Genomic DNA, 22,398 nt, shown 5'->3' with positions numbered 1-22,398 from the left:
CTCCTAAATCAAGAATATCAGTGAGAGAGTTATAAAAGTATGATTGAAGTCGCATATTTTTTGTGATATATGATTCTAAATCAAAGGATAAGGGGGAGACACGCCCTTAAATTATTGGTATACTTGATTCTCGGAGGGGGATTAAATAAGAATGATGAGAATCGCTGAATTAGCAGATATCAAGCAAATAATGGCTATAATCCAAGCTACGATTATCGAAATGCGTACTTATAACAATACTCAATGGGATGAAACGTACCCTCAGGAAAAGGATTTCGTCAATGACATTCGAGAAGGTAATTTGTATGTCTCGGAAAGAGATAGTCAGCTTGTTGCTTTTGTATGTGTCAATAAAGTTGAGCCGGATGAATATGAGGAGCTTAATTGGACGTCGAAAAATAAGGCCATGGTGATCCACCGGATGGCCGTGGCCCCTCAGCATAGAAGAAAAGGGATAGGTAAGGAACTGATGAAATTTGCAGAAGACTTATCCCTCCAGAACAACATCACTTATCTCAAAACGGATACGAATTCGCTCAATGAGAAAATGAACGTTCTCTTTATTCGTTGCGGCTACACAATGATCGGGGAAATGAGCTTTTTAGGAAAAGAAACGCCCTTTTATGCCTACGAAAAAGCTTTGCATGGTACGACCAGCTAAGACTAAACATCGGTACTGATGAGTTAGGTTTAAATTGTTGTCCAGTCCTTAACTCCTGTATCCTCAATTATTCCTAACGTTACATCTGTGACATCCTCATAGGCCAAGAGCTTATCTCGAATCCTGAATTTGATGTCATCAGCCACGGCTAAGGATAAGCCAGGCCGCAGTTCTATGTAACTTTCGACGTGATAAAAACGTCCCTCTTGGAGGATTCGCATTTTGTTGATATCCGTAACATCAGGGTCGGAAAAAATAATCTGTGCAATTTTGTCTTCAACGTCCTTGGGAGCTGAAACACCGATCAGTCCAACCATGTTGTCATATCCTACGAGAAAGGCAACTCCACCCATGAGGAGTCCGATAATGATCGCAGCAAAACCATCTAAGGCCTTGATGGAAGTATAGTTAGATATCAAAATCGCTATTACTGCCAGTACGGCCCCAAAGGTGGCTACAAGATCTTCATAGAAGACAAGGCGCGTGGCTGGCGAGGCACGTTTGACATTTTTAAAGGCTTCTGAAAATATGCCCAATCCGGTTCCCGTAGTCCGTGTTTCGCTCAATATTTCACGCATGGCCTTAGATAGGACATACCCATCGATGGCGATCGAGGCAGTGAGACTAAAAATCGTTAAGCCCAGCTTTCTTAGAGGTACTGGATGTTGAATTAAATGGATCCCTTCTAGAACTGTTTCATAGGCCATGATCGTCACTACGATGACTGCCCCCATACAGAAGACATTAATGACTCGTCCAAATCCTGACGGAAAACGGGGCGTTGGTTTTCGTTCGGCAAGAATGCTACCAATAAAGACAAAGAGTTGGTTGACAGCATCCGCCCCTGTGTGCATGGCTTCAGCAAACATTGCTCCGCTTCCACTAGAAATTGCGGCAATTCCCTTGATAATAAGCAAAAAAAGGTTGCCAAATGTCGCGTATAATGAGGAAGTATTTCCTTTACTAATAAGTTCCCGAATTGTCGTCATGCCCCTCACCCATTTCAAAGCTTTTTGATACTATCATCCCATATTTTCGGTGGTTTATGCCCAGGCGTGACATAGAGTGCCTAATATGCATATCCTATAGGAAAAATATGGTGCTTTGAAAGCGGTGATAAAAGTGAGTCTATATGTAGCATTAGGGGACTCCATTACAGCAGGATACGGCGTAGCGAGCCCCTTCTCGTTTCCCAATCTTTATGCAAATTTTCTTAGACGACATGACAAGGCTCTGCACGTCCTCAATCTAGGAGTCAACGGCTTAACAACCAGTGGACTGCTTAATTTATTAAAGTTTAATCAAGGCTTCCGTCATTCTATTACGCAGGCTTCTTTGATTACACTGACGATTGGCTCAAATGATTTACTTCGTCTTATAGACAGCATGCATCAACGTTTAAACCAATCACAGATTCCCTTAATTTTTGTGAATATGAACAAAACATTGGGATTAGTTGGCCAAGAGATTAGGATACTGAATCCGAACGTTGTCGTCAAAGTGGCGACTCTTTATAACCCCTTAACTGGGTGGGTGCCCTATGCAAACTATTATGGGTTGGTACAGGGAATGATTGACAAGGCTAATGCTATAATTATCACATGGGCTAGAAGCTTTGGAGAGGTCGTAGTCTATCTGGACCGGGAATTTAAAGGTAAAGAGCCGTTGCTGATAGGTCAGGATCATGCACATCCCAATGCGCTTGGTTATCAGGTAATTGCAAAAGCCTTTGCTCGTTATTGAGAAAAAACGTATTAGGGTTCAGGGCTTTTAAGACGTTTAAAGGTAACACGCCAGTACAAGCTTATTAATCCAAGGAGAAGAACTCCAATTGCTAAGGCCAGTAATAATCGTTCGGGATGATGCCTTACTTGCCAAAAGTAGTGTCCCACCCAAGACTCCCATAAAATCATGGGTATTTTACCAATGAGGCTGGCTAATAAAAATTTCGGGAAGGTCATAAGAGATAAGCCTGCGGCATAATTGACGGCAGCGGCAGGAAGAACCGGAATCAGTCGGGAGAGTAAAATAATTAAAAAGCTATTCCCTTCGATCAGGATACCCCACTTGCCAAGCTTCCCAATTTTAGGTTGGGCCCATGTTTGTCCAAGAGTACGAGCCAACCAAAAACCTACTGAGGCCCCTAACAGGCTACCACTCAAGGAGAGTAAAAATCCACCGACCCACCCGTAAAGAAGTGTGTTCACCCCTGCGATTAAGACAAAGGGTACTACTGGAAAAAGGGCCAAAAGAATGATAATAAACAGGTCGATAATGATCCCGATCCATCCCCACTGGGTTACAAACGCTTGGAAAGCTTCAGGATGCTGGAGTTTCGGATATAGTAGCACTACAAACGTGAGGGAGATGACCAAGGTTAATAGTGAAAAGTATTTTTTGCCCATGGATTACCCTCCTTTAAAGTTAGTGCTTACGATAATATATTAGTGTGAGAATATAAAGTTGGAAGTAAATTTTTTCAATTATCTGATATATACCGTATATTTAGAAGGTTTATGATAAAATGTTACTTAAACGATTCATTCAATAAGGAAAGGTTGATTAGCTATGCCGCTTCCTCCTCAATATAGACTTAAGCCCGAAGATATTTTAGAGCTTCTTCACGAAATAAATTATGAGGAGGATTTAGAAGATGCTTTTAAAATTTTAACCAAACGAGGGCTTGATTTTTTCAACTGTACTATGACGGGTGTCTGGTTATGGCAGGGTGAAGAGTTTAATCCCCTAGCCATTAAGGCTCGAACTGAAATTCAAGAAACCTTTTTAATGGGCAATGCTCTCCCTGTAGACTTTCAATTATTTATCAGGAAAGTAACTCAAGGGAATAGTTATATAGAACGGAAAATGATGCTCTATGAAATTGAAGACGAAGGTGATGAACGATACAGATGGGATTCAGAGGGGATGCATTGTTTCGAAGCTTGGCGAGCGACTCTCAGAGAATTTAAGGTTCGGCGGATCTTTTGCACTCCGCTCCTCCATTTTGGACAATTATTAGGAGTTTTATTGCTCTTTAGTGACGATCCCTCTTCTTTTAACGAGGGGGACGTCTACTGGTTAGAACAGTTAATGCCGTTACTCTCCTCCAGTGTTTATGAACAACAACTGCGTATGGCAGCAGTTGATCGCGAACAAGCCCTATCATTACTACTCAGAGGAACAGAAATTTTGGTTAAGGCTGTGTCTGAAGAGCAGTTATTCGCTGAAGCGGGAGAAATGGCTATGGAGATTCTTTATTTAGAAGCTGGTTTTTTCCATATGGAAAAGGATGGAGAATGGAAAATACGTTCTCCCTTTGGTCGGCTTAAACAATCTGAAGAGATTTGGCAGGAATGGATCCAAAGAGATAAGCATGTTCACTTTCCACTTGGCTATATACCGAATGAGGCCCCTACCTTACGAATACTTGAAGAGGATGAACATAAAGAACTTCCCTACCCTGTCGAAAGAATCCTTATTCAGCCTATTAAAACCTATCGGGGAGTCGTGGGAGAACTTTGGCTCATCGATTCCAAGACGCGAGACATTATACATACCCAAGAGATACTTTACGCCTTTGTACGGATGTTAAGTATGGCTTTAGAGACTATCCGACAAAGAAAGGAACTTGAACATCTGGCCACGACGGACCGTCTCACTGGAATCATGAATCGCCAGGGGTTTGAGCAAAGGATCCTAGGGGAAATGGCGAGAACTCTTAGACGTGGCTCGGCGTTCTTATTTCTGCTCCTTGATTTAGACGGATTTAAGAATTTGAACGATACAAAGGGACACCCAACAGGAGACTTGGCCTTGAGTCATGTGGCAGAAAAACTCCAGAAGTCCGTACGAAGAGAGGATATTGTCGCTCGTACAGGGGGAGATGAATTTGCCGTTGTATTAACAGATTTAAAGTTAAGCCCGGATGCGCTGAATATAATGAGTCGCCTAAGGAGTAACTTAGATTTAGAAAAGTATGGTTTAGGCATAAGCATGGGGGTGGCAGAATTCCCCGCTGAATCTAAAGATTATGAATCTCTTTATAAGCTTTCGGATCATCGGCTTTATCTAGGGAAGCAAAGAGGTAAGGGAAACATAGTAACCGAAAGTACGTACGAATAAGTAATCTTTCACAATCAATTTTCACGAGTTGTTTTTATGAGGTGAAGAGACGTATAGCGTTCTGACGGTGGAAGATGACGTTTGAATTTAAAGCGGAATTCCTGGATAGAGGCCATTTTGTCAGCAACCATGACGAGAAAGGCCTCACGGGTTTTAGGTAAACGCAGGGTGAGCGGCCACATATGGCTTAGAATAATGTCTTTTTCTTTCTCACTTAGCTCAAAACAGCGTTCTGCGTTCTGACAAGCAATACGAGGATGACGAAAACCATGCCATCTGGATCGATCCGGCCTAGGTTTATGCCAATCATACAAGAAAAAGTCATGGAGTAGTGCACCACGTGTGATTGCGTGAGTGTCCAATTTAAGTTTGCTTTCTAGGCGTATGGACCAGTTATAGGCGATCTGAGCAACCCGAAGAGAGTGTTCTAAAGTAGTAAAAGGGCGATGATGGGTAAAGAGCGCCAATTGTTGATACTCTTCGTGGTTTAAAATGTCCTCAACATGTTCTGATAAATCCATTTAATACACCTTCTTAGTCAAGTGAGTGTGGGCCGTTTTCTTTACCTAGGTTAGAGAATTTTTTTCGTTGAAGGCTTAAGAAATGTTCAAGCGCTTCTTGCTTAGCATAAAGTAACGCCATTTTCTCGCTTATAGTATGGCGCATTTTAGGATAAGTATGAAGAAATCGTCGAAATGGAGAGCTAGCAGAGTGAAACAGCATAAGTTCTGAACGTTCATAGCGCTCTTGGAACATGGTGACAAAGTATTCTAAGCGACGAAGTAAGAGGGTGGAATGGATAATATCCCAAATAATATAGGCTGTTAAAAGGATAGCAAGGAGAGAACGAAAGGTTTGTGGGATACGTAACATTTGAATTTGTACGGCTGGATGAATGATGAGATGAAACACAAGCCCTAAAATCCCCCAGAGAAGGGAAAAAGGGAGAGCAATCCGCCCTTTTAGATTAAACGGTGTTGTATGATAATCCCAAAGTTGCAAGTGAAAAAAACGTTCAAAAAACCACCCAGCGACATATTCCAGTAAGGTACTTAAAAATACAAAACCAAGAAACTGCCATTCCCAAGCTAGTTTAGATAAGCTTCCAGAAAAGCAGATGACGAGCGTGGTAAAGAAACCGTAAATTGGGAGGAAGGGGCCGACCAAAAATCCAGGGTTTACAACCCGTCGTTGCTTGATTGTTCGATAGATTGTTTCCATTACCCAGCCAGCAAACGCATAAAACGAAAATAATAGGATAAAATCGGTCATATTTTTTCCTCTCTGTGTAAGACGCTAACTATTGTTTAATAATTATCTCTAGTGTACTCTAAAAGTGCCTTAATGTACATTTGTGGACTAATCCAATACTATTAATTGTTTACAAAAAATAATACATTCATAGGAAATAATTCTGAGTATTACCACCGAATAACTAATGGGGCTGTTGCAAAATGAACTTCATAGTTCGTAGAGCAGCAGCCTACTTTTGTACTCTTAAATAAAAAGGGAGTATCGCTAACTACTTGTTAAAAGTAGTTTTGCGACACCCCCTTTATGTTTTCCAGACTGAAGTTCACTAAACAAATGGAAAAGCGACTAATAAGATTATAACTTCGGAAAGTTCAATAAAAGCACCGTATAGATCCCCTGTCAAGCCCCCCAGTAAAGAAGAAATTTTGAAGGCTATTAAGGATATGATTAAGGAGGAGATGACAAAAGCGAGCGGCCCGGCAAATCCGAGCAGGTAAAAAGATATCCCACAAACTGTTATTCCACTGAGAACGAAAGGAATCCATTGTGTTGCTTCATGAAACCCTTTACCAAGCCCCTGGGAGCGGGCATAGGGAAATCCGATCATCCCAATCTGAAAAACCCAGCGAGAGAGCATCGGCATGACGATGAGAAGCGGTAACTTTGAAACTGTTAGATTAGCCAGTAATGTAAATTTCAAGAGTAGCAAACCTACAAGGGCCATTGAGGCATGGGCTCCAACTCGGCTATCTTTCATAATATCTAAGATTTTTTCAGGGCTTCGAGCCGATAATAAACCGTCCATACTATCCATGAATCCGTCAAGATGGATTCCTCCAGTGAGCATTAACTCTGCACCCAAGATGAGTGCTCCGAGAACTAATGGAGGATAATAGGGTAACAAGATTTTTGCCAAAAGCCAAAGAAGAAGACCTAAGACCAGTCCCACTGCGGGATAAAAGCGATAACTTTTAATAAACTCTTCTGAAGAAACATCCTTCGGTAGTGGAAACGGAATTCTAGTAAAAAAGGTTAGGGCAATTATAAAACCGCGCAATCATAATCACTCCTTAAGCAGAGAAGCCAAGAACTTCTCGCTAGAGTGTTTAAGCTCCATGGGGTAACCTGCTACAACCATATAGACCTGGTCCGCACAACGAGCCAGAATTTGATTGCTACGTCCAGCTAAATCCCGGTATGCTCGGGCTAAACGGTTTTCGGGGACAATTCCTTGGCCTACTTCGTTAGTGACAAATATGACCTTGGGTTTAATCGTTTGGGCCATTTGTGCGACAGTTTTAACGGTATCAAGGATTTGCGGTTCGATGTCTAGGAATAGATTATCTTGTTTGGATGAGTCTGGTGTGATCCCTTCTCCTTCATGACCAGAAAGGGTGGCACGTTCAGCCGGTCCGCCTTGTCCAACTAAGAGAAGATTTGTGAGCCAGAGTGTGACGCAATCCAGGAGAATGACTCCGTCATAATCTTTGAGTTGACATAAGGTATCTCGAATGTTCAGGGGTTCCTCGATGAGTTGCCATGTAGAGGGACGTTGTTTTTGATGTTTCTTGACGCGGTGGGCCATTTCTTCGTCCCAGATTTGGGCGGTGGCGATGTATGTGACAGGACGCTTGGCCGAAGCGGCTAGGAGCTCTGCAAAACCGCTTTTCCCGCTCCGAGCACCGCCAGTAATCAATGTAAATTGAGACATAGCATTCACCGACTCCCTGTTTATTAACTCATTTGTCATATTAAACAAAATTAACTTGACTGCTCACTGACTCCAGCATCAGCGAACGTTGCCATTTCTTCTAGTATATGGAGAGCTGCTTCGACTAAATGAAAGGTTAGGACAGCTCCAGTCCCTTCCCCAAGTCTCATATTGAGGTTAATGACCGGATCAAGACCTAGGCTTGCCATGGCCTTACGGTGACCAGGTTCAACTGAACCGTGGGAAGGAATCATGAAGGCAGTACATTGAGGGGCAATTTTCGAAGCAATGAGTGCACCAGCTGTTGAGATAAACCCATCAATTACAATAGGTACACGACTAGCCGCCGCCTGAAGAATAGAACCAGCAATCGCCGCAATTTCAAACCCGCCAACTTTACTTAAAACATCAAGAGCATCGTCCGGATTAGGTTGATTGACGTCGAAGGCCTTTTGTATGGCTTGGCGTTTTTTAATTAACCCTGCATCATTAATCCCAGTCCCCCGCCCCACAACTTCCTCAAGAGGGGAATTGGTCAAGAGGGCAACGATAGCAGAGCTAGGGGTGGTGTTGCCAATCCCAAGGTCACCCGTCGCAAAAAGGTTATATCCTGCGCGGATTTTTTCCTCAGCAACTTCTGCACCGACCAGTAGCGCTTGCAGTGCCTCATGACGGGACATAGCTGGGCCCTTAGCCATATTCTGAGTTCCATTTGCAACCCGTTTGTGAATAAAATTTCCTTCTAAAGGGAAGGCAACTCCGACATCTGTGCAAAAGACGTCGGCATTGGCTTGGCGAGCCAGTACATTAATTGCTGCGCCACCACTGATAATATTATACACCATTTGAGGGGTAACTTCTTGAGGAAAGGCGCTAACTCCTTCGGCAGCGATACCATGATCTCCAGCCATCAGGAGAACGGCTTTCTTATTGATTTTAGGGTTAGCGGTCCGTTGAATTCCACCAAGTTGCTTGGCAATACTCTCTAATTGTCCGAGACTCCCCTGAGGTTTGGTCAGCATATCTAAGCGTGCTTGGACTTTGGTCATAGCTTCCTCATCAAGTTCTGTGATGTTCGCAATGAGTGTTTCGAGTTGGGTGTGGAGTTGTGTTTCCGTCAACTTTTTCATTCTAATACTCCTCCTTAAATTGTTTCGCAAAAAACAGAAAAGTCCCGACCACAAATAAATCTGTGGCCGGGACTTTACCTTCATCACCGTCGCTTCCCACGATGTGGAAAGACTTTAACATTTTAGGCAGGTCTCCTGGCTCTCGAATCATTGCTTAATTTGTCACCTTCCCAGCATAGTGCCAGTGGCTTCAAAGCTCATCGAATACAGTGGTGGGTCCGCGTCGGTTTGAAACCGAACTTCCCTATTCTCCCCAAAGGGCACCTAAAACGTCGATATTTTTTATTTAGCATATCACAACCTTTTTTCAATCTCAAGCATAAGTATGCAATTTTTTGTTGAAGCATCTATAACACATTTTTACAAGCGTGTAACCTTCGTATATAATAGTAGATATGGCAGTTGCCGTAATGAGTTTGTGTACATTATTGATTGTATCGAGGAGGAACAAGAGTGTTAGAAAGTGATATTCTCGTGGCCGGAGCAGATCCGGGATTTGGTGCGATTAAACTAGATACTGGAGAAATGAAAGTCTTATTTCCAGCCGTGATTTGTAAGGGGAATGAACGGATTTTCTCAACCTTGGGCAATTCCTTGATTAGTAAAGGATCTGACCTGGAAACTCAGATTTCTTCACTGGATGTTATGGTCAAGAATAATTCGACCGGTGTGGAACGTCATTACTTCATGGGGAGTTTAGCGGAAAGTTTGAATCCAAATGAAGCTCATTATTGCTGGGATGAAGACAAATCATCGGATGAAGAAGCGACAGCGCTACTTGTCGTCGCTTTAGCCCTTGCTCAAAAAAGCCCAAAAGTGAATGTTTATCTCGGAACCGGCGTGCCTGTGAAGTATTATGCTAGTTTAAAGGACAAGTATGAAGCAGAATTAAAGGGGTCTTTTTCAGTGACCTTTCATTCAGGTCCTATGGAAGGATTGACACGCCAACTAAACATCCTGCGGTCCCGAGTGCTTCCCCAGAGTTATGGGGTCTTTATCAAGGAGACTCTCAATGAATATGGGATTCCGACCAGCGCCAAACTCTTCAGTGGGTATGTAGTGGTTATCGATCCAGGCTTTCGGACGACCGATATCGCTACCTTTTATGATGGCGTTATGCTCGATCCACCCAATTCCTTCAGTCTTGAGAAGGGGCTAAAGTGGGCTTATACTGGCGTTGCTGAAAAACTGAAAGAAATGACCGCGAATCATGCCAACCCGATTGAAACGGATGATAAGGAATTGGATAAAATTTTCCGTGTCAACGGAGGCTTGTATCCTTGGAATAACGGCTCGATTAATCTGAATCCCATCATGAAGAGTATGCTTAACCAGTTAGGAACCGATATCTCTCGAGAAGTTAAAAAGGCCATAAAACCCATGCTTGGCAAATTACACACCGTTCTAGTTGCCGGAAAGGTCGGAGAAATGGTCTATGAGCATATTCAATTGGAAAATAAGCTCCTGATTGACGATCCACAATTCGGCAATGCCACAGGTTTCCGGATTATGGCTGCCACTCTGGTAAATAATATTACCAAGAAATCGAACCCCTCAGTATGATTAATGCTCAGTCTTCTTTTATTCCGCTGTTTTTTGATGAAGCTGAGACGGATCTCTGGTTAGCGTTACAAGAAATTGAACCAGAGGAGAGAAGCTCTTTTATTAAAGCAATTTTGCGGAAAGCACTATTAGGAACATCTGCTGATATGCTTTTAATAAAGAAAAACCAGAACTCTGAAAGCAGCGTACTCGACGATACAGATAATATGGAGTTAAATGAACCGGAAATCCAGGAGGATTTGCCGTTTTCATTGGAGGCTTTATTTGAAGTTAATGTACCTGAACAAGACTCAGAGCGTGTCGTTGAACCAATTCGTTCGACGGGTTTAGAGTATATGATGAAGCATATTATCGGTACAGAAGATGATGAGGTGGTTCTGAAGGTTTTGCAAGGTTTTCCAAGTGATAGGTTAAATGATTGAGTTTTACGAATAACCCTTTGATATAAGTAACGATAGTGATGTATAATTATAGTCTAGCATAAGTACAAATAATCATAGATACAGTCAAGAGTATTTGGTCTTTAGATAATAAAAGGAGGAGAAAAATCATAGACGGTCTGCTCTGGAGTGGCACAAAGGTTTTAATAGCTTTCATGTTGGTCGGCTTAAATGGTGTTTTTGTGGCTGCCGAATTTGCTATGGTTAAAGTACGCAAGACGCGATTAGCGGAACTTGCGGAGAACGGTTCGAGGAGAGCACAAAGCGCGCTTGATGTCACATCACAACTTGATGCTTACCTATCTGCCTGTCAGTTAGGCATTACACTTGCTTCCTTGGGTTTAGGTTGGTTAGGAGAACCGGCAATTACATCCCTGATCGAGCCGTTGTTTTTGGGAGTCGCTGGTTGGAATACGATTTACACTCATACCATTGCAGTAGTTATAGCTTTTTTATTTATCTCCTTTTTACACATTGTCTTGGGAGAGCTTGTCCCTAAGTCATTGGCGATTCAAAAGGCAGAGGATATAGCACTCGGAACTGCCGGCTTCTTAAAAATTATCTACTGGATTTTTTACCCAGTTATTTGGGCCCTCAACAGTATTGCCAACGTAGTATTGCGTATCTTTAATATCGAACCGGCAAATGAAGCTGATTTATCCCATAGTGAAGAAGAACTTAGAATGTTAGTCGATGCCAGTCAAAAGCATGGGTATTTAGATAAGATGGAAGGAAAACTTTTAGACAATGTTTTCGAGTTTTCGGATCGTATTGCTAGTGAAGTGATGATCCCCCGCCAAGATATGGTATGTATCTTTATCCAGGATACGTTTGAAGAGATTCTCGAAATTGTCAAAGAGTATGGGCATACGCGTTATTTACTATGTGATGATGATAAAGATCATGTCCTTGGGCTAGTGCATATGCGGGACATCTTTCGGCTTCAAGAACAGGAAGGCGAGAAAGATATTACTCAGATTAGAAGAGATATCATCGTCGTTCCAGAGGGAATGCCAATTTCTCATCTCGTCCAGAAAATGCGAAGTCAACGAACGCATATGGCGATCGTAGTCGATGAATTTGGTGGATCCGCTGGGTTAGTCACAATCGAAGATATGCTGGAAGAATTAGTCGGAGAAATTTATGATGAATTTGAATTGGAGCAGCCTCCCATTCAGAAGGTGGCTGAATACGAATATTTCCTTAATGGACGAGTCCTGATGGAAGAAGTTTCCGAACTTCTGGGCATTGAACTTGAGGAAGAAACGGTTTCTACAATTGGTGGATATGTCTTCTCTAGGTTAGGTCGAAGACCGATTAAAGGGGATACCATTTATTTTGATGGATTTCACTTTGAAGTGATGGAAGTGATCGGTTTTAGAATCACTAAGGTTAAGGTGACGAAAAAGATGCCTGAATTAGCCAGTGATGTGAAAGAAGTTCACGAAGCGGTTTAACTTTTAAGTCATTTTTAGGTTAGATTCTATAATGGCCCGCAGCCGAGTAATGCGGGCCATTTTGAATATGCAAGGTTCTATCACTAGTTAATGCCAAGAAAGGATGAACTTATGAGTAATGACATTATAACTTATTTTGGAAAGGATAGGTTTGCAGCTCTTGCGGGAATAAAACTAGTTGAGGTTAAACCCGGTTATGCAAAGGCAAACATGGAGATTACAGATAAACATTTAAATGCAGTAAACATTGTCCAAGGGGGAGTAACATTCACTTTAGCGGACTTTGCTTTTGCCGCTGCCTCCAATTCGTATGGACTAGTTTCATTAGGGATTAATGCAAATATATCGTATTTTCAGCCGCCTAGAGGGAAAATGCTCATTGCTGAAGCGCAAGAAATCTCAGCAACTAAGAAAATCGCTAACTATAATGTTGACATATATGATGAAGATAAGAACGTAGTTGCTAGGTTTACAGGCATGGCTTATAGAAAAAAGGATAAGCTGGAATTTGCTTAAAAGTGTAAATTATAATTTGACGGGAAAAGTGGTAAAAATGAAAAAAGCATTTATTATAATATTTATAGTTGGAATTTGTTTATCCCTTGGAATTTATTTATGGCAGTCACGAATGTTCAAAACAGCTCAGATACCAGATATTACTCCAAATCAGTTACAACAAATGATAGACGATGGTGAGAACTTCTATGTTTATTTCTATTCACCTACCTGTGTTCAATGTATTGAGTCTGAGCCTAAGTTGATCCAGGCAGTGGGAGAACTTATGATCAAGAAAATTGTAAAAGTAGATCTACAAAGATTTGAATACCTACGCAAAGACCTCCAGATACAGGGGACTCCATCTATTTTTGTATATCGTAATCATAAAATGATCAAAGGTATTACGGGAGGCTTTAAAACAGTTGATGAGTATAAGAACTTCTTTAGAGAAACAGGTGAGACAAGTTGATTTTCAAAGTATTGTTAGCAGTTATTTACTTATTAGCTGGAGGAAGCAAGATTTTTAATCTTTACCTTTTAAAAGTTACCATATTGGCATACTACTCATTTTTGCCGGAATTACTAGCATTATTGATTGCTATTGTATTTCCTTGGGTTGAAATATTGGCTGGCTTATCTTTGATTTTGAATTGGAAAACAAAGTTTTCTAGCGGGCTTTTGTTTTTGCTCTCCTTGTTTTTCTTTATTCAGGTAATCCTAAACTACAGTAATATACTGCCTTATGGGTGCGGATGTTTTGGCTTTAGTGGACCAGAAAAAATTACTTTCTATCACGTAGCTAGAGATTTTTCAATTATGCTTTTAGCCGGTTTTGTTTGTTTAAGAGAATGGAAAAAATAAGCATTGTAAAAGAAGAGCAACTTTCAAACATAGAAATGAGGAATGCCTAATGTTTTGCAAAGTTGATGGAGATGCAACTGCCTATTGGTTGCTATTTAGAGGGAACAAAATTCTTACCATAAAGGATAAAGTGCAATTAACGTTATCAGACCTTGAGTTGCATAAGTTAAGCGAGAAGTTGGTAAGGAGACAATATCTTGGTCAAGTTGAAGGGCATTCATGTTATGTTGCTGAACTTAGCCCGGATACGGTTGTATCCGAAGCTATCACATTAAACAACTTGAGGCGTTTGCTCGGACAAATTCCGGAAGATCTATTTTTCTTAGCGGGTAAAGCTTCTCAAATTTTACATTGGGATCGTACCCATCAGTTTTGTGGCCAATGCGGAGCACATACGGAAAATAAGATAGATGAACTGGCTAAGCTTTGTCCTTCTTGTGGGTTTGTTAACTATCCACGGATTTCTCCAGCGATTATCGTGGCTATTACCAGGGAAAGGGAAATTTTGTTAGCAAAGGGAAGTCGATTTCAAGCTGGCTTCTATAGTGTTTTGGCTGGTTTTGTGGAGCCAGGGGAAACATTTGAAGAGTGCGTACAAAGGGAAGTAAGAGAAGAAGTGGGCCTGGAAGTCAAAAACGTTAACTATTTTGGCAGCCAACCTTGGCCCTTCCCTGATTCTCTGATGGTAGGTTTTACCGCCGAGTATGCTAGTGGGGACATAACTATTGATAATAAAGAAATCTTAGATGCTGGGTGGTTTACAGTCGAGCAACTCCCGCTGATACCTGGCATCGGAAGTATAGCCCGGAGTTTAATAGATTGGTTTGTTAAACATAAAGGATAAGGATATTAACTTCTAGGCATAGAAATTAGGCATATTCGGGATGGCCTCCCCGCTCAACTGGGGAGAATAAAAAATTAATTTAAATACATATTAATATGTATCAATTTTTTAGGGGAGGCATAAATGATGAGCATTGACAAAACATTTTACCGAAACTTTATGAAAAACCTTTTTACAGATCCTTGTGAGGTTAGGTTTTGGGATGGAGATGTCGTGAATTATGGAGGGGATGGTGCTCAGTTCCGGATCAATTTAAACGAGCCGATTGACAAAACTGAAGTTATGAGTGACCTGTCCTTAGCCTTTGGCGAAGGGTATATGCAAAAGAAGATTGATATTGAAGGAAGCGTCCAGAAAGTCATTGAATCCCTTTATAACAAACAGGATAGTTATCTCCATAAAAGTGCCTATGTTAAATGGGCGAAAATCATTTCCAACAATATTCGTAAGAGTAAAGAGAATGTTCAATTCCACTATGATATTGGAAATAATTTTTATCGTTTATGGTTGGATGAGACCATGACTTACTCATGTGCTTATTTTAAAACGCCAGAAGACAGCTTAGCTCAGGCTCAGAAGAACAAAGTCGATCATACTCTAGGCAAACTTAACTTAAAGCCTGGACAAACCTTACTGGATATCGGCTGTGGGTGGGGAGAACTTATTTTAACCGCAGCTAAAAATCATCAGGTTAAAGCTCTTGGGATCACGCTTAGTTCCGAGCAATATACTCGGGTCCTCGAAAGAATTCAAAACGAGGGTCTCAAGGATCTTGTTGAAGTCCAGCTCGTGGACTATCGAGAATTAAGGGACAGAACTTTTGACCGGGTACTAAGCGTTGGGATGATTGAGCACGTAGGGAAGGAACATTTAGAGGAATATTTTTCGGCGGTAAAATCACTTCTAAATGAAGGCGGAGTATCTCTCTTACATTGCATTACTAGCAATGAAGAAGGGGGAATGAATAGTTGGATTAATAAGTACATTTTCCCAGGTGGATATATTCCTGCAGTTCAAGAACTGGTTAAGCTTATGGCAGAAAATTCGTTCCATCTCAAAGACCTAGAAAGCCTTCGTGAACACTATACTCAAACCTTGGAGCACTGGGCCAAAAACTTTGAGGAGGCTCTCCCGTTAATTCAGAAAACAAAGGATGAAACCTTTATTCGGATGTGGCGTCTCTATCTCAACTCTTGCGCTGCTTCGTTCCATTGCGGTAACATTGATATTCATCAGTTCTTGTTTAGCAAGGGAGTAAACAACTCATGGCCAATGACCCGTGGGTATATGTATTCACATCATTAATAACGAAGTGAAAGTGCCACTTATCATGACTTCAAATCCAACAGTGCATCGAATAATTAAGGCGGTTAAAGTTATGGGATACAATGTTACAGATATAATTAATAAAGCAGTAGCTATTGCAATTAAAAGAAGAACGATAAATGAAACTATAGGGCAAGAAAATCCTGATAACCTATCTATCAAGATAATATCAAATGTATTAATAAAAGAATTGGATAAGACAATTGAATATTACGAAACATTATTAAGTAAAATTAGTGATGTAGAATTTGAAGAGATTGATTTTTCAATATACGATAAGATGTCATCTTTGATCAATGATTTCAATAAAAGAATCGATATAGAAATAAAAATAAATAATGTAAGGGAATATTTGAGATTTTCACTAGAACTGGAAAAGTCCATATATTCCTTGATGATGGATATACAAGGGAGGTTTGTGAAAAACACTAGTGACATTCATTCAAAAACCTATAAGATATTGTCTAATATTATTGATAATAAGGTTAAGCATATCGAAATGCTAGAAAAGATTACGGAATAATATTGAGACAGTGTCTTCGGGCACCAGCCAAGTTTTCTTTAGTTACTAATCTTTAAATAAGTCTAATTTTGTTCTCTTGTAACCAAAAATTGACTTGAATAAGGTAGGCGAAGAGCTGAGGAACGTCCATTAATTGTCCGAACCAAGGTCGACCGGAAGGCAGGGTATCAGAAAGTTTGATCAGATCTCGCAGGGCGGTTTGGCTTATTAGGGGGAGAATCGGAGAGGTTTTATCTTCTAGGATTTCAATTAACCATGTGCGAACTGCCTGTAAATAGTGGGGGTGATGAGTTTTTGGATAGGGGCTTTTGCGTCGCCAAAGCACGTCATCAGGTAAGATTCCGGTGAGAGCACGTCGTAAAAGCCCTTTTTCTCGACCCTCAAGCGCTTTCATCTCCCATGGGATATTCCAAGCATATTCGACTAAGCGATGATCGCAGAATGGTACCCTTACCTCCAAACCAGTGGCCATCGTCATACGATCTTTCCGATCGAGTAGGGTAGGCATAAAACGAGTTAAGGTCAAATAGGTAATCTCTCGAATTCGAGCGTTACGTTTTTGATCATGACTGCATTCGGTGTTTCGCTTAATAGCGGTCGAAGACCCTGGAAGATTAGGAATTTCGGCAAGGGCTTCTTCGTAACGTCTCCTTAAATAGGCTTGGGGCTGAAGACGTTCGATAAGTTCGGGAGAAAGCACTTGCAAACGATTTTGTACTTGCAGGGCCCAGGGAAAAGTCGTCCCCTCGAGAGAGTCTTGACGATGAAACCAAGGGTAGCCTCCAAACACTTCATCGGCACATTCTCCGGATAAACCAACGGTGATTCTTTTCTTAATCTCCCGTGAAAAGAGTAACAACGAAGAATCAATGTCAGCCATACCGGGTAGATCCCGTGCTATAGTCGATGCTTTGAGGGCTTCAACAAGTTCGGGGATCTTGAACGTACAGTTCGTGTGCTTAGTTCCGAAGGTTTGGGATACTCGTTCAATCCAAGGTCCATCAGCACTAGGTTGAAAGTCATTGGCATGGAAATATTTATCATTTTCAGCATAGTCGACGGAAAAAGTCGGAAGGGGTCCTTGCCCATTGAGGTTCAGGAACTCTGCCGCGATTGCGGTGATGGCGCTTGAATCCAGTCCACCAGATAATAGAGTGCCTATCGGGACGTCAGAAACCAACTGCCGTTGGACAGTATCGACAAAAAGATCACGGATCTTCGCGGTGGTCTTCTCTAGATTATCTTCATGAACATGATTAGGTAAGGCCCAATACCTGCGAATGTACAGACCGTTGGCAGAATAGATGAGAAAATGCCCAGCTCTAAGTTCGGAAATTCCTTCGTAAACACCCACTCCAGGAGTCCGCGCAGGACCTAACAAGAAAACTTCGGATAATCCATCGGTTCCAAGGTCCGGGGAAATAGCGGGGTGTTTTAATAAGGCTTTAAGTTCTGAAGCAAAAACAAGGGTTTTGGGCATTTCACTATAAAAGAGTGGTTTAACCCCCAATCGATCACGCGCTACAAATAATTGTTCCTCCTTACTGTCCCAAATTCCAAAGGCGAAAATTCCGTTTAGACGTTCGACACAGGAGGGCCCCCATTCTAAATAGGAAAGAAGGACGGCTTCAGTATCAGAATGCCCTTCGAATAAATACCCGCGACTCATTAGTTCTTGACGAAGTTCTGGTGTATTATAGAGTTCACCGTTGTAGATCAAGGTGAATGTATGATCACCCCGTTGGCGAATCATTGGTTGACGACCACCTATGGGGTCTACAACCACCAGTCTACGGTGTCCGAAAGCCGCTCGAGGAGATAGCCAGTACCCTTCAGCATCGGGTCCCCGAGGTATTAGAGTTTGTGTCATACCTATTAAAACATTTTTTTGAAGAGTTAGATCATGTTCCCAATCTACTTGACCGACGATACCACACATCTTAAATCCTCCTTTTATATTGAAACAGATAACCATTATCAATTAATCCTATTCTTATAGGTCGGTAATTGTTACAAAGATTTATGTAATATTAACTTTAGTTTATGTAACAACATTTAACATGACCCTAAGTGAGTGAAGCCTTACGCAGTACTCGGAAGGTTGGGGCAGTAAATTGACTTGATTTGGTTTACAAGAACGCTGGTGTGGGTACGATATAAGCGGAGTATAATGTATGGTCAACGCTAAAAGAACAGGGGGAATGTTCATGTCGCTTGGTGATGCCAAAAGAACAGCTAATAAAGAAAAACGCAGAGAACTCCGAGAACAGCTAACCCCTGAAGATGAGGTTCTAAAAGACCGAAAATTAATTAGAGAAGAAGTTAATCGAAGACTTGTTTCGGGATTACAAACGGCAAATTTAGACTATGATTTTCTATTTAATGAGGAAAAGGCAAGTTTAAACAAGGACTCCGAATTATTGAGCTCACTTTTTCATAGAATGTTCTTTTATAGGTTGAACGAGAAACTCGCAGGATTAACATGCAAGCATGATTTCCGCTTGAGCGATCAAATTCTTTCTCAGATGCAGTTTAGCCGAGGTAAAATGAACGAAATAATAGAGGTATTTAAAAAGAACGGTGGGCAATGTGATTGTGAGGTTATTTATAATGTCGAGAGTCGGTTAATAGGTAAATAGGTAAATAGGTGAATAACTATAATGAGCCTTAGTCCATTGATAGGAGTAGGCTCTTTTTGGTCTGTTGCTTGTCATTACAAGGGTAAGAATTTGAGCTAATTAACGCCCGATAAACATTTGCACGAATACTTTTCCATAAACGGGGCTTGGGGAAATTCCAATACCGATATAGTCATAACTAGAATTTAATATATTTTTTCTGTGTTCTTCTGATAGCATTAAAGCATTATGAGCGGCTTCAACTGATGAGTTCCCTGCAAGGTTTTCAGCAGCAGTTTGAAAAGTAATTCCGAATTTTTTCATCATATCAAAGGGGGACCCATAAGTAGGTGAGGTATGTGAAAAATAATTGTTTTTTACCATATCCTCCGCTTTGAGCTTCGCAACCTCCATTAATTTTGAGTCTAACTTGAGGGGAGTTAACCCAACCTTAGAGCGCTCGGAATTTATTAAATCGAGCATTTTTTGTTCTTCCACGTTACTAATAAGTTGTGAAGGAGTAGGAGAAGGAGTAGGTGCAGGGCTGGGTGGATAATAAGGTTTTGCATAATTACCCGAAACTAATCCAACGGTATCATTTTCTAAATGTATTACCCACCAAGTCCCTATTTTACCGATACAGTCAACTATTTGGTCCTTATAAAGTAGTCCTACTACTATTTTTGCAACCGATGGTCCAGATCTAACATTTAGAGAGGAAGCGGTAATTTTTACTTGTGCGGGTACATTTGCTCTTGTGAAGAGGGTCTGAGCATTAACGGTTGAGGTGAAGACTGTAGTTGATAGACATAGACTTAGCAAAGCTGTCCATAAAAGCTTTAAGTATTTACGATTCATTGATATTTCCTCCTCGGCAGTCAAAAGTTTCATTTCTATAGTATTCTTCAAACATGAGGTTTTTATTTCTAAGAACTTACTCTCCAGAACTTTGATTATAAAGAACACTTGGCTACCACTAGCCCTGAAAGGCATTGTTTTAGCCAAGTGTTCTTTGTTGCTAATTCTTAAACAATTCTAATTGTGTTCTCTTGTAACCAGAAATTGACATGAATAAGGTAGGCAAAGAGCTGGGGAATGTTTATTAATTAACAAAAGTAGGGATCATAAAAAATTTAAAAACCACGGGTGTAGGAAGAAACGATATTCCTACACCCGTGGTTTTTATAATTAGAAATATATCGACCCTACAGAAGGGTAGGCCTACGTTATTCAATGATTTAATCTGCTGAGGAAGGCTTTGGTTCGTTTTTCCTGAGGGTTACCAAAAATCTGAACAGGTAAACCTTCTTCGACAATCCGGCCTTCATCTATGAAGATCACCCTATCCGCAACTTCCCTAGCAAAGGCCATTTCATGGGTTACAACAACCATAGTCATGCCATCTTCAGCCAACTGTTTCATGACTGTGAGAACTTCTCCGACTAGTTCAGGATCAAGGGCCGAAGTTGGCTCATCAAAAAGCATTATTTTAGGATGCATAGCAAGCGCCCTAGCAATTGCCACTCTCTGGCCCTGCCCTCCTGAAAGGGTTGCTGGGTAATTATCGCGTTTATCGTATAGGCCAACCTTTGAGAGGAGCTCTTCAGCAACTTGGATTGCATTGACTTTCTCTTGTTTAAGCACATGAATGGGAGCTTCGATGATATTCTCCAACACAGTCAGGTGAGGGAACAGATTGAATTGCTGGAACACCATTCCCACCTGACGGCGAATTTGCTTGAGACTGCTTGATTTATTTTCAAGCGGTACGCTATCGATCAAAATTTCTCCCGCGGTGAGTGTTTCCAGTCCATTCAAACAGCGTAGAAAAGTGCTCTTTCCCGAACCACTCGCTCCGATCAGCACTACAACCTCGCCTGCAGACACTGTTGCATCGATACCGTTAATGACTCGTGTCTTGCCGAAGTCTTTGATTAGACCATTAACATTAATCATTGACTTTTCAGGTTTGTATGCTAATTCCATTATTAACACCCCCTTGTCCGATTTTCTTTAGATAATCGCCATTCAAAACTGCTTAGAACAGCTGATAACACAGTTGTCATCAGTAAATATAACACTGCAGCCGCAGTGTAAAATTCCATTGGGGCAAACGTCACACTGGCAAAGCGTTGGGAAGTTTGAAGAAGCTCCGACATCGTAATGACGGAACAAAGAGATGAATCTTTTAAACTGATGATAAACTGATTGCCTAATGACGGTAACGCTATCCGCAAGGCTTGGGGAAAAATAATTCTGCGCATGGTCAGGAATTTCCCCATGCCAAGAGATGAAGAGGCTTCGGTTTGTCCTACCGGGATAGCTTCAATACCTCCTCTAAAAACCTCGGCGAGGTATGCCCCGCTGTTGATTCCCAGTCCCAGTACAGAAGATGCAAAAGCACTCAATGTGATGCCTAGCTGTGGTAAACCAAAATAGATGAGAAATAGCTGAACAAGCAAAGGGGTTCCACGAATCAGCCAAATGTAAAAATGTGCAACAAACCGCAGAGGCGTATGGGATATCTTTAGTAGAGCTGCAACCAGACCTATGAGAATACCAAAGGCAATTCCCAAAACAGCAAGTTCGATGGTTAAACCTGCCGCCTGCAACAAATAGGGTAGATATTTTAGGATGATACTAAAGTCAAGATTCAAAGCAATTCCCCTCCAGTCTGCACAGAGCTACCCCTTTGCTGATTCGTTTCCGCTTAGCGGATATCTGCACTAAAATATTTTTCACTGATTTTCTGATAAGTTCCGTCATCCATCATTTCGCCCAAAGCATTGTTTACGGCCTCCAGCAATTTTGGACTGTCCTTACGAATCGCGATACCCATCTTCTCCTCATATAACAAATCCCCCACTAGTTTATAGGGATAATTGTTCTTTTTAATGGCATTTAAGCCGACAATTTTATCAGTAATTACGGCATCCAGCCTTCCATTGGCCATATCATTAAAGGCATCGGGGTCACCTTTATAGGTCTTTACGGTTGCCCCCAATTCTCGTGCTTTCGTTTCGAATGTTGTGCCCAAAACGACTCCAACCGTTTTGTCTTTGAGATCAGCCTCTCCGCGGATGTTCGAGTCAGAGGGCACAATAACTTGGGCTCCTGAACGGTAATAAGAGGCACTGAAGTTCACTTCCTTCAGTCTATCGTCCGTAATTGCCATGCTCCCTAAGATCATATCAAACTTGCTGGCTTTTAACCCAGCGATGAGTCCATCCCATTCTGTTGCGATAGGAGCTGGGTTCACATTAATTCTTTTGGCAATCTCTTGGCCTATTTCCACATCAAATCCAGTAAGCTCGTTCTGCTCGTTAAAGAAATTGAAGGGTGGATACTGCCCACTCATGGCATAGGTCAACTTTCCATCGGCTTTAATCC

25 protein-coding genes and 1 riboswitch are annotated in these 22,398 nt (G+C 41.4%); of the genes, 13 read left to right on the top strand and 12 right to left on the bottom strand.

Annotated elements, in window-relative coordinates; genetic code table 11:
- Window positions 1-151: 151 nt before the first annotated feature.
- Window positions 152-661, top strand: a complete 510-nt coding sequence (locus tag UF75_RS03375; RefSeq protein ID WP_045573186.1) for a GNAT family N-acetyltransferase — start codon at window positions 152-154, stop codon at window positions 659-661.
- 29 nt (window positions 662-690) lie between these two features.
- Here the strand turns inward: UF75_RS03375 and UF75_RS03370 are convergent, their stop codons facing one another.
- Entirely contained in the window at window positions 691-1,650 is a 960-nt protein-coding gene (locus tag UF75_RS03370) for a cation diffusion facilitator family transporter (protein ID WP_045573185.1), read from the bottom strand.
- Window positions 1,651-1,783: 133 nt separating this feature from the next.
- Here UF75_RS03370 and UF75_RS03365 point away from each other — a divergent pair, with 133 nt between their 5' ends.
- Window positions 1,784-2,404, top strand: coding sequence for an SGNH/GDSL hydrolase family protein (locus UF75_RS03365; RefSeq protein ID WP_045573245.1), 621 nt, complete (start codon window positions 1,784-1,786; stop codon window positions 2,402-2,404).
- An 11-nt stretch (window positions 2,405-2,415) separates the two neighbouring features.
- Here UF75_RS03365 and UF75_RS03360 read toward each other — a convergent pair whose 3' ends face one another.
- Window positions 2,416-3,066: a VTT domain-containing protein gene (locus tag UF75_RS03360; RefSeq protein ID WP_045573184.1), complete on the bottom strand. Its 651-nt coding sequence runs from the start codon at window positions 3,064-3,066 to the stop codon at window positions 2,416-2,418.
- A gap of 163 nt (window positions 3,067-3,229) precedes the next feature.
- Between UF75_RS03360 and UF75_RS03355 the strand changes: the two genes are divergently transcribed.
- Entirely contained in the window at window positions 3,230-4,783 is a 1,554-nt protein-coding gene (locus UF75_RS03355) for a sensor domain-containing diguanylate cyclase (protein ID WP_045573183.1), read from the top strand.
- Between the two features lie 14 nt (window positions 4,784-4,797).
- Here UF75_RS03355 and UF75_RS03350 read toward each other — a convergent pair whose 3' ends face one another.
- The 5 genes from UF75_RS03350 to cobT all read right to left on the bottom strand — a co-directional run bounded on the left by UF75_RS03350 (window position 4,798) and on the right by cobT (window position 8,878).
- On the bottom strand, window positions 4,798-5,304 hold the full coding sequence (locus UF75_RS03350) for an HD domain-containing protein (protein WP_045573182.1): 507 nt from the start codon (window positions 5,302-5,304) through the stop codon (window positions 4,798-4,800).
- A gap of 13 nt (window positions 5,305-5,317) precedes the next feature.
- Entirely contained in the window at window positions 5,318-6,055 is a 738-nt protein-coding gene (locus UF75_RS03345; RefSeq protein WP_045573181.1) for a putative ABC transporter permease, read from the bottom strand.
- A gap of 307 nt (window positions 6,056-6,362) precedes the next feature.
- On the bottom strand, window positions 6,363-7,094 hold the full coding sequence (gene cobS / locus UF75_RS03340) for an adenosylcobinamide-GDP ribazoletransferase (protein ID WP_045573180.1): 732 nt from the start codon (window positions 7,092-7,094) through the stop codon (window positions 6,363-6,365).
- Between the two features lie 6 nt (window positions 7,095-7,100).
- Window positions 7,101-7,748 (bottom strand): bifunctional adenosylcobinamide kinase/adenosylcobinamide-phosphate guanylyltransferase, encoded by a 648-nt coding sequence (gene cobU / locus UF75_RS03335; protein ID WP_045573179.1) that lies wholly within the window; start codon window positions 7,746-7,748, stop codon window positions 7,101-7,103.
- Between the two features lie 50 nt (window positions 7,749-7,798).
- Window positions 7,799-8,878, bottom strand: a complete 1,080-nt coding sequence (cobT, locus tag UF75_RS03330; RefSeq protein WP_045573178.1) for a nicotinate-nucleotide--dimethylbenzimidazole phosphoribosyltransferase — start codon at window positions 8,876-8,878, stop codon at window positions 7,799-7,801.
- Window positions 8,879-8,985: 107 nt separating this feature from the next.
- A riboswitch (cobalamin riboswitch) is annotated at window positions 8,986-9,161 on the bottom strand.
- A 170-nt stretch (window positions 9,162-9,331) separates the two neighbouring features.
- On the opposite strand from cobT, the gene UF75_RS03325 reads away from it, so the two are divergent.
- From UF75_RS03325 to UF75_RS03285, 9 genes are all read left to right on the top strand, one after another.
- Window positions 9,332-10,441, top strand: coding sequence for a ParM/StbA family protein (locus UF75_RS03325; protein WP_045573177.1), 1,110 nt, complete (start codon window positions 9,332-9,334; stop codon window positions 10,439-10,441).
- A complete protein-coding gene (locus UF75_RS03320) occupies window positions 10,438-10,863 on the top strand; it encodes a hypothetical protein (protein WP_045573176.1) in 426 nt (141 codons plus the stop codon). Before UF75_RS03325 ends, UF75_RS03320 begins: the two co-directional genes overlap by 4 nt.
- A 173-nt stretch (window positions 10,864-11,036) precedes the next feature.
- Entirely contained in the window at window positions 11,037-12,338 is a 1,302-nt protein-coding gene (locus UF75_RS03315) for a hemolysin family protein (RefSeq protein WP_045573175.1), read from the top strand.
- Window positions 12,339-12,428: 90 nt separating this feature from the next.
- The gene (locus UF75_RS03310) at window positions 12,429-12,854 is read left to right on the top strand and encodes a PaaI family thioesterase (RefSeq protein WP_242860095.1); all 426 of its coding nucleotides are present in this window, start codon (window positions 12,429-12,431) and stop codon (window positions 12,852-12,854) included.
- Window positions 12,847-13,305, top strand: coding sequence for a thioredoxin family protein (locus UF75_RS03305; RefSeq protein ID WP_242860094.1), 459 nt, complete (start codon window positions 12,847-12,849; stop codon window positions 13,303-13,305). The genes UF75_RS03310 and UF75_RS03305 overlap by 8 nt, the downstream gene beginning before the upstream one ends.
- Window positions 13,302-13,697: a MauE/DoxX family redox-associated membrane protein gene (locus tag UF75_RS03300; RefSeq protein WP_045573173.1), complete on the top strand. Its 396-nt coding sequence runs from the start codon at window positions 13,302-13,304 to the stop codon at window positions 13,695-13,697. The genes UF75_RS03305 and UF75_RS03300 overlap by 4 nt, the downstream gene beginning before the upstream one ends.
- Before the next feature lie 49 nt (window positions 13,698-13,746).
- Complete coding sequence (gene nudC / locus UF75_RS03295; protein ID WP_045573172.1) at window positions 13,747-14,541, top strand: NAD(+) diphosphatase; 795 nt, start codon at window positions 13,747-13,749, stop codon at window positions 14,539-14,541.
- Window positions 14,542-14,667: 126 nt separating this feature from the next.
- Window positions 14,668-15,846 carry a cyclopropane-fatty-acyl-phospholipid synthase family protein gene (locus UF75_RS03290; RefSeq protein ID WP_045573171.1) on the top strand — a complete coding sequence of 393 codons (1,179 nt, stop codon included), beginning with the start codon at window positions 14,668-14,670 and terminating at the stop codon, window positions 15,844-15,846.
- A 73-nt stretch (window positions 15,847-15,919) separates the two neighbouring features.
- The gene (locus tag UF75_RS03285; RefSeq protein WP_045573170.1) at window positions 15,920-16,390 is read left to right on the top strand and encodes a hypothetical protein; all 471 of its coding nucleotides are present in this window, start codon (window positions 15,920-15,922) and stop codon (window positions 16,388-16,390) included.
- Window positions 16,391-16,442: 52 nt separating this feature from the next.
- Here the strand turns inward: UF75_RS03285 and asnB are convergent, their stop codons facing one another.
- A complete protein-coding gene (gene asnB, locus UF75_RS03280) occupies window positions 16,443-18,329 on the bottom strand; it encodes an asparagine synthase (glutamine-hydrolyzing) (protein WP_045573169.1) in 1,887 nt (628 codons plus the stop codon).
- Between the two features lie 268 nt (window positions 18,330-18,597).
- Here asnB and UF75_RS03275 point away from each other — a divergent pair, with 268 nt between their 5' ends.
- Window positions 18,598-19,029, top strand: a complete 432-nt coding sequence (locus UF75_RS03275; protein WP_045573168.1) for a DUF2695 domain-containing protein — start codon at window positions 18,598-18,600, stop codon at window positions 19,027-19,029.
- Window positions 19,030-19,128: 99 nt separating this feature from the next.
- Here UF75_RS03275 and UF75_RS03270 read toward each other — a convergent pair whose 3' ends face one another.
- The 4 genes from UF75_RS03270 to UF75_RS03255 form a co-directional block, all read right to left on the bottom strand.
- A complete protein-coding gene (locus UF75_RS03270; RefSeq protein ID WP_348983024.1) occupies window positions 19,129-20,013 on the bottom strand; it encodes a CAP domain-containing protein in 885 nt (294 codons plus the stop codon).
- Window positions 20,014-20,238: 225 nt separating this feature from the next.
- On the bottom strand, window positions 20,239-20,964 hold the full coding sequence (locus UF75_RS03265) for an amino acid ABC transporter ATP-binding protein (protein ID WP_045573242.1): 726 nt from the start codon (window positions 20,962-20,964) through the stop codon (window positions 20,239-20,241).
- Window positions 20,965-20,996: 32 nt separating this feature from the next.
- Window positions 20,997-21,665, bottom strand: a complete 669-nt coding sequence (locus tag UF75_RS03260) for an amino acid ABC transporter permease (RefSeq protein WP_045573167.1) — start codon at window positions 21,663-21,665, stop codon at window positions 20,997-20,999.
- A gap of 53 nt (window positions 21,666-21,718) precedes the next feature.
- On the bottom strand, window positions 21,719-22,398 hold a 680-nt coding region (locus UF75_RS03255; RefSeq protein WP_045573166.1), incomplete at its 5' end, for an ABC transporter substrate-binding protein.

The sequence above is a fragment of the Desulfosporosinus sp. I2 genome (assembly GCF_000960765.1).
GTDB lineage: Bacteria > Bacillota > Desulfitobacteriia > Desulfitobacteriales > Desulfitobacteriaceae > Desulfosporosinus.
Note: the sequence above shows the minus strand (reverse complement) of the source record. Positions and strands in the feature narration are given on the sequence as shown.

Coding starts and splice junctions, on each gene's coding strand:
- UF75_RS03375 (WP_045573186.1), top strand. CDS start 152: ATGATGAGAATCGCTGAATTAGCAGATATCAAGCAAATAATGGCTATA.
- UF75_RS03370 (WP_045573185.1), bottom strand. CDS start 1,650: ATGACGACAATTCGGGAACTTATTAGTAAAGGAAATACTTCCTCATTA.
- UF75_RS03360 (WP_045573184.1), bottom strand. CDS start 3,066: ATGGGCAAAAAATACTTTTCACTATTAACCTTGGTCATCTCCCTCACG.
- UF75_RS03355 (WP_045573183.1), top strand. CDS start 3,230: ATGCCGCTTCCTCCTCAATATAGACTTAAGCCCGAAGATATTTTAGAG.
- UF75_RS03350 (WP_045573182.1), bottom strand. CDS start 5,304: ATGGATTTATCAGAACATGTTGAGGACATTTTAAACCACGAAGAGTAT.
- UF75_RS03345 (WP_045573181.1), bottom strand. CDS start 6,055: ATGACCGATTTTATCCTATTATTTTCGTTTTATGCGTTTGCTGGCTGG.
- cobU (WP_045573179.1), bottom strand. CDS start 7,748: ATGTCTCAATTTACATTGATTACTGGCGGTGCTCGGAGCGGGAAAAGC.
- cobT (WP_045573178.1), bottom strand. CDS start 8,878: ATGAAAAAGTTGACGGAAACACAACTCCACACCCAACTCGAAACACTC.
- UF75_RS03320 (WP_045573176.1), top strand. CDS start 10,438: ATGATTAATGCTCAGTCTTCTTTTATTCCGCTGTTTTTTGATGAAGCT.
- UF75_RS03315 (WP_045573175.1), top strand. CDS start 11,037: ATGTTGGTCGGCTTAAATGGTGTTTTTGTGGCTGCCGAATTTGCTATG.
- UF75_RS03310 (WP_242860095.1), top strand. CDS start 12,429: ATGCCAAGAAAGGATGAACTTATGAGTAATGACATTATAACTTATTTT.
- nudC (WP_045573172.1), top strand. CDS start 13,747: ATGTTTTGCAAAGTTGATGGAGATGCAACTGCCTATTGGTTGCTATTT.
- UF75_RS03290 (WP_045573171.1), top strand. CDS start 14,668: ATGAGCATTGACAAAACATTTTACCGAAACTTTATGAAAAACCTTTTT.
- UF75_RS03285 (WP_045573170.1), top strand. CDS start 15,920: ATGGGATACAATGTTACAGATATAATTAATAAAGCAGTAGCTATTGCA.
- asnB (WP_045573169.1), bottom strand. CDS start 18,329: ATGTGTGGTATCGTCGGTCAAGTAGATTGGGAACATGATCTAACTCTT.
- UF75_RS03275 (WP_045573168.1), top strand. CDS start 18,598: ATGTCGCTTGGTGATGCCAAAAGAACAGCTAATAAAGAAAAACGCAGA.
- UF75_RS03265 (WP_045573242.1), bottom strand. CDS start 20,964: ATGATTAATGTTAATGGTCTAATCAAAGACTTCGGCAAGACACGAGTC.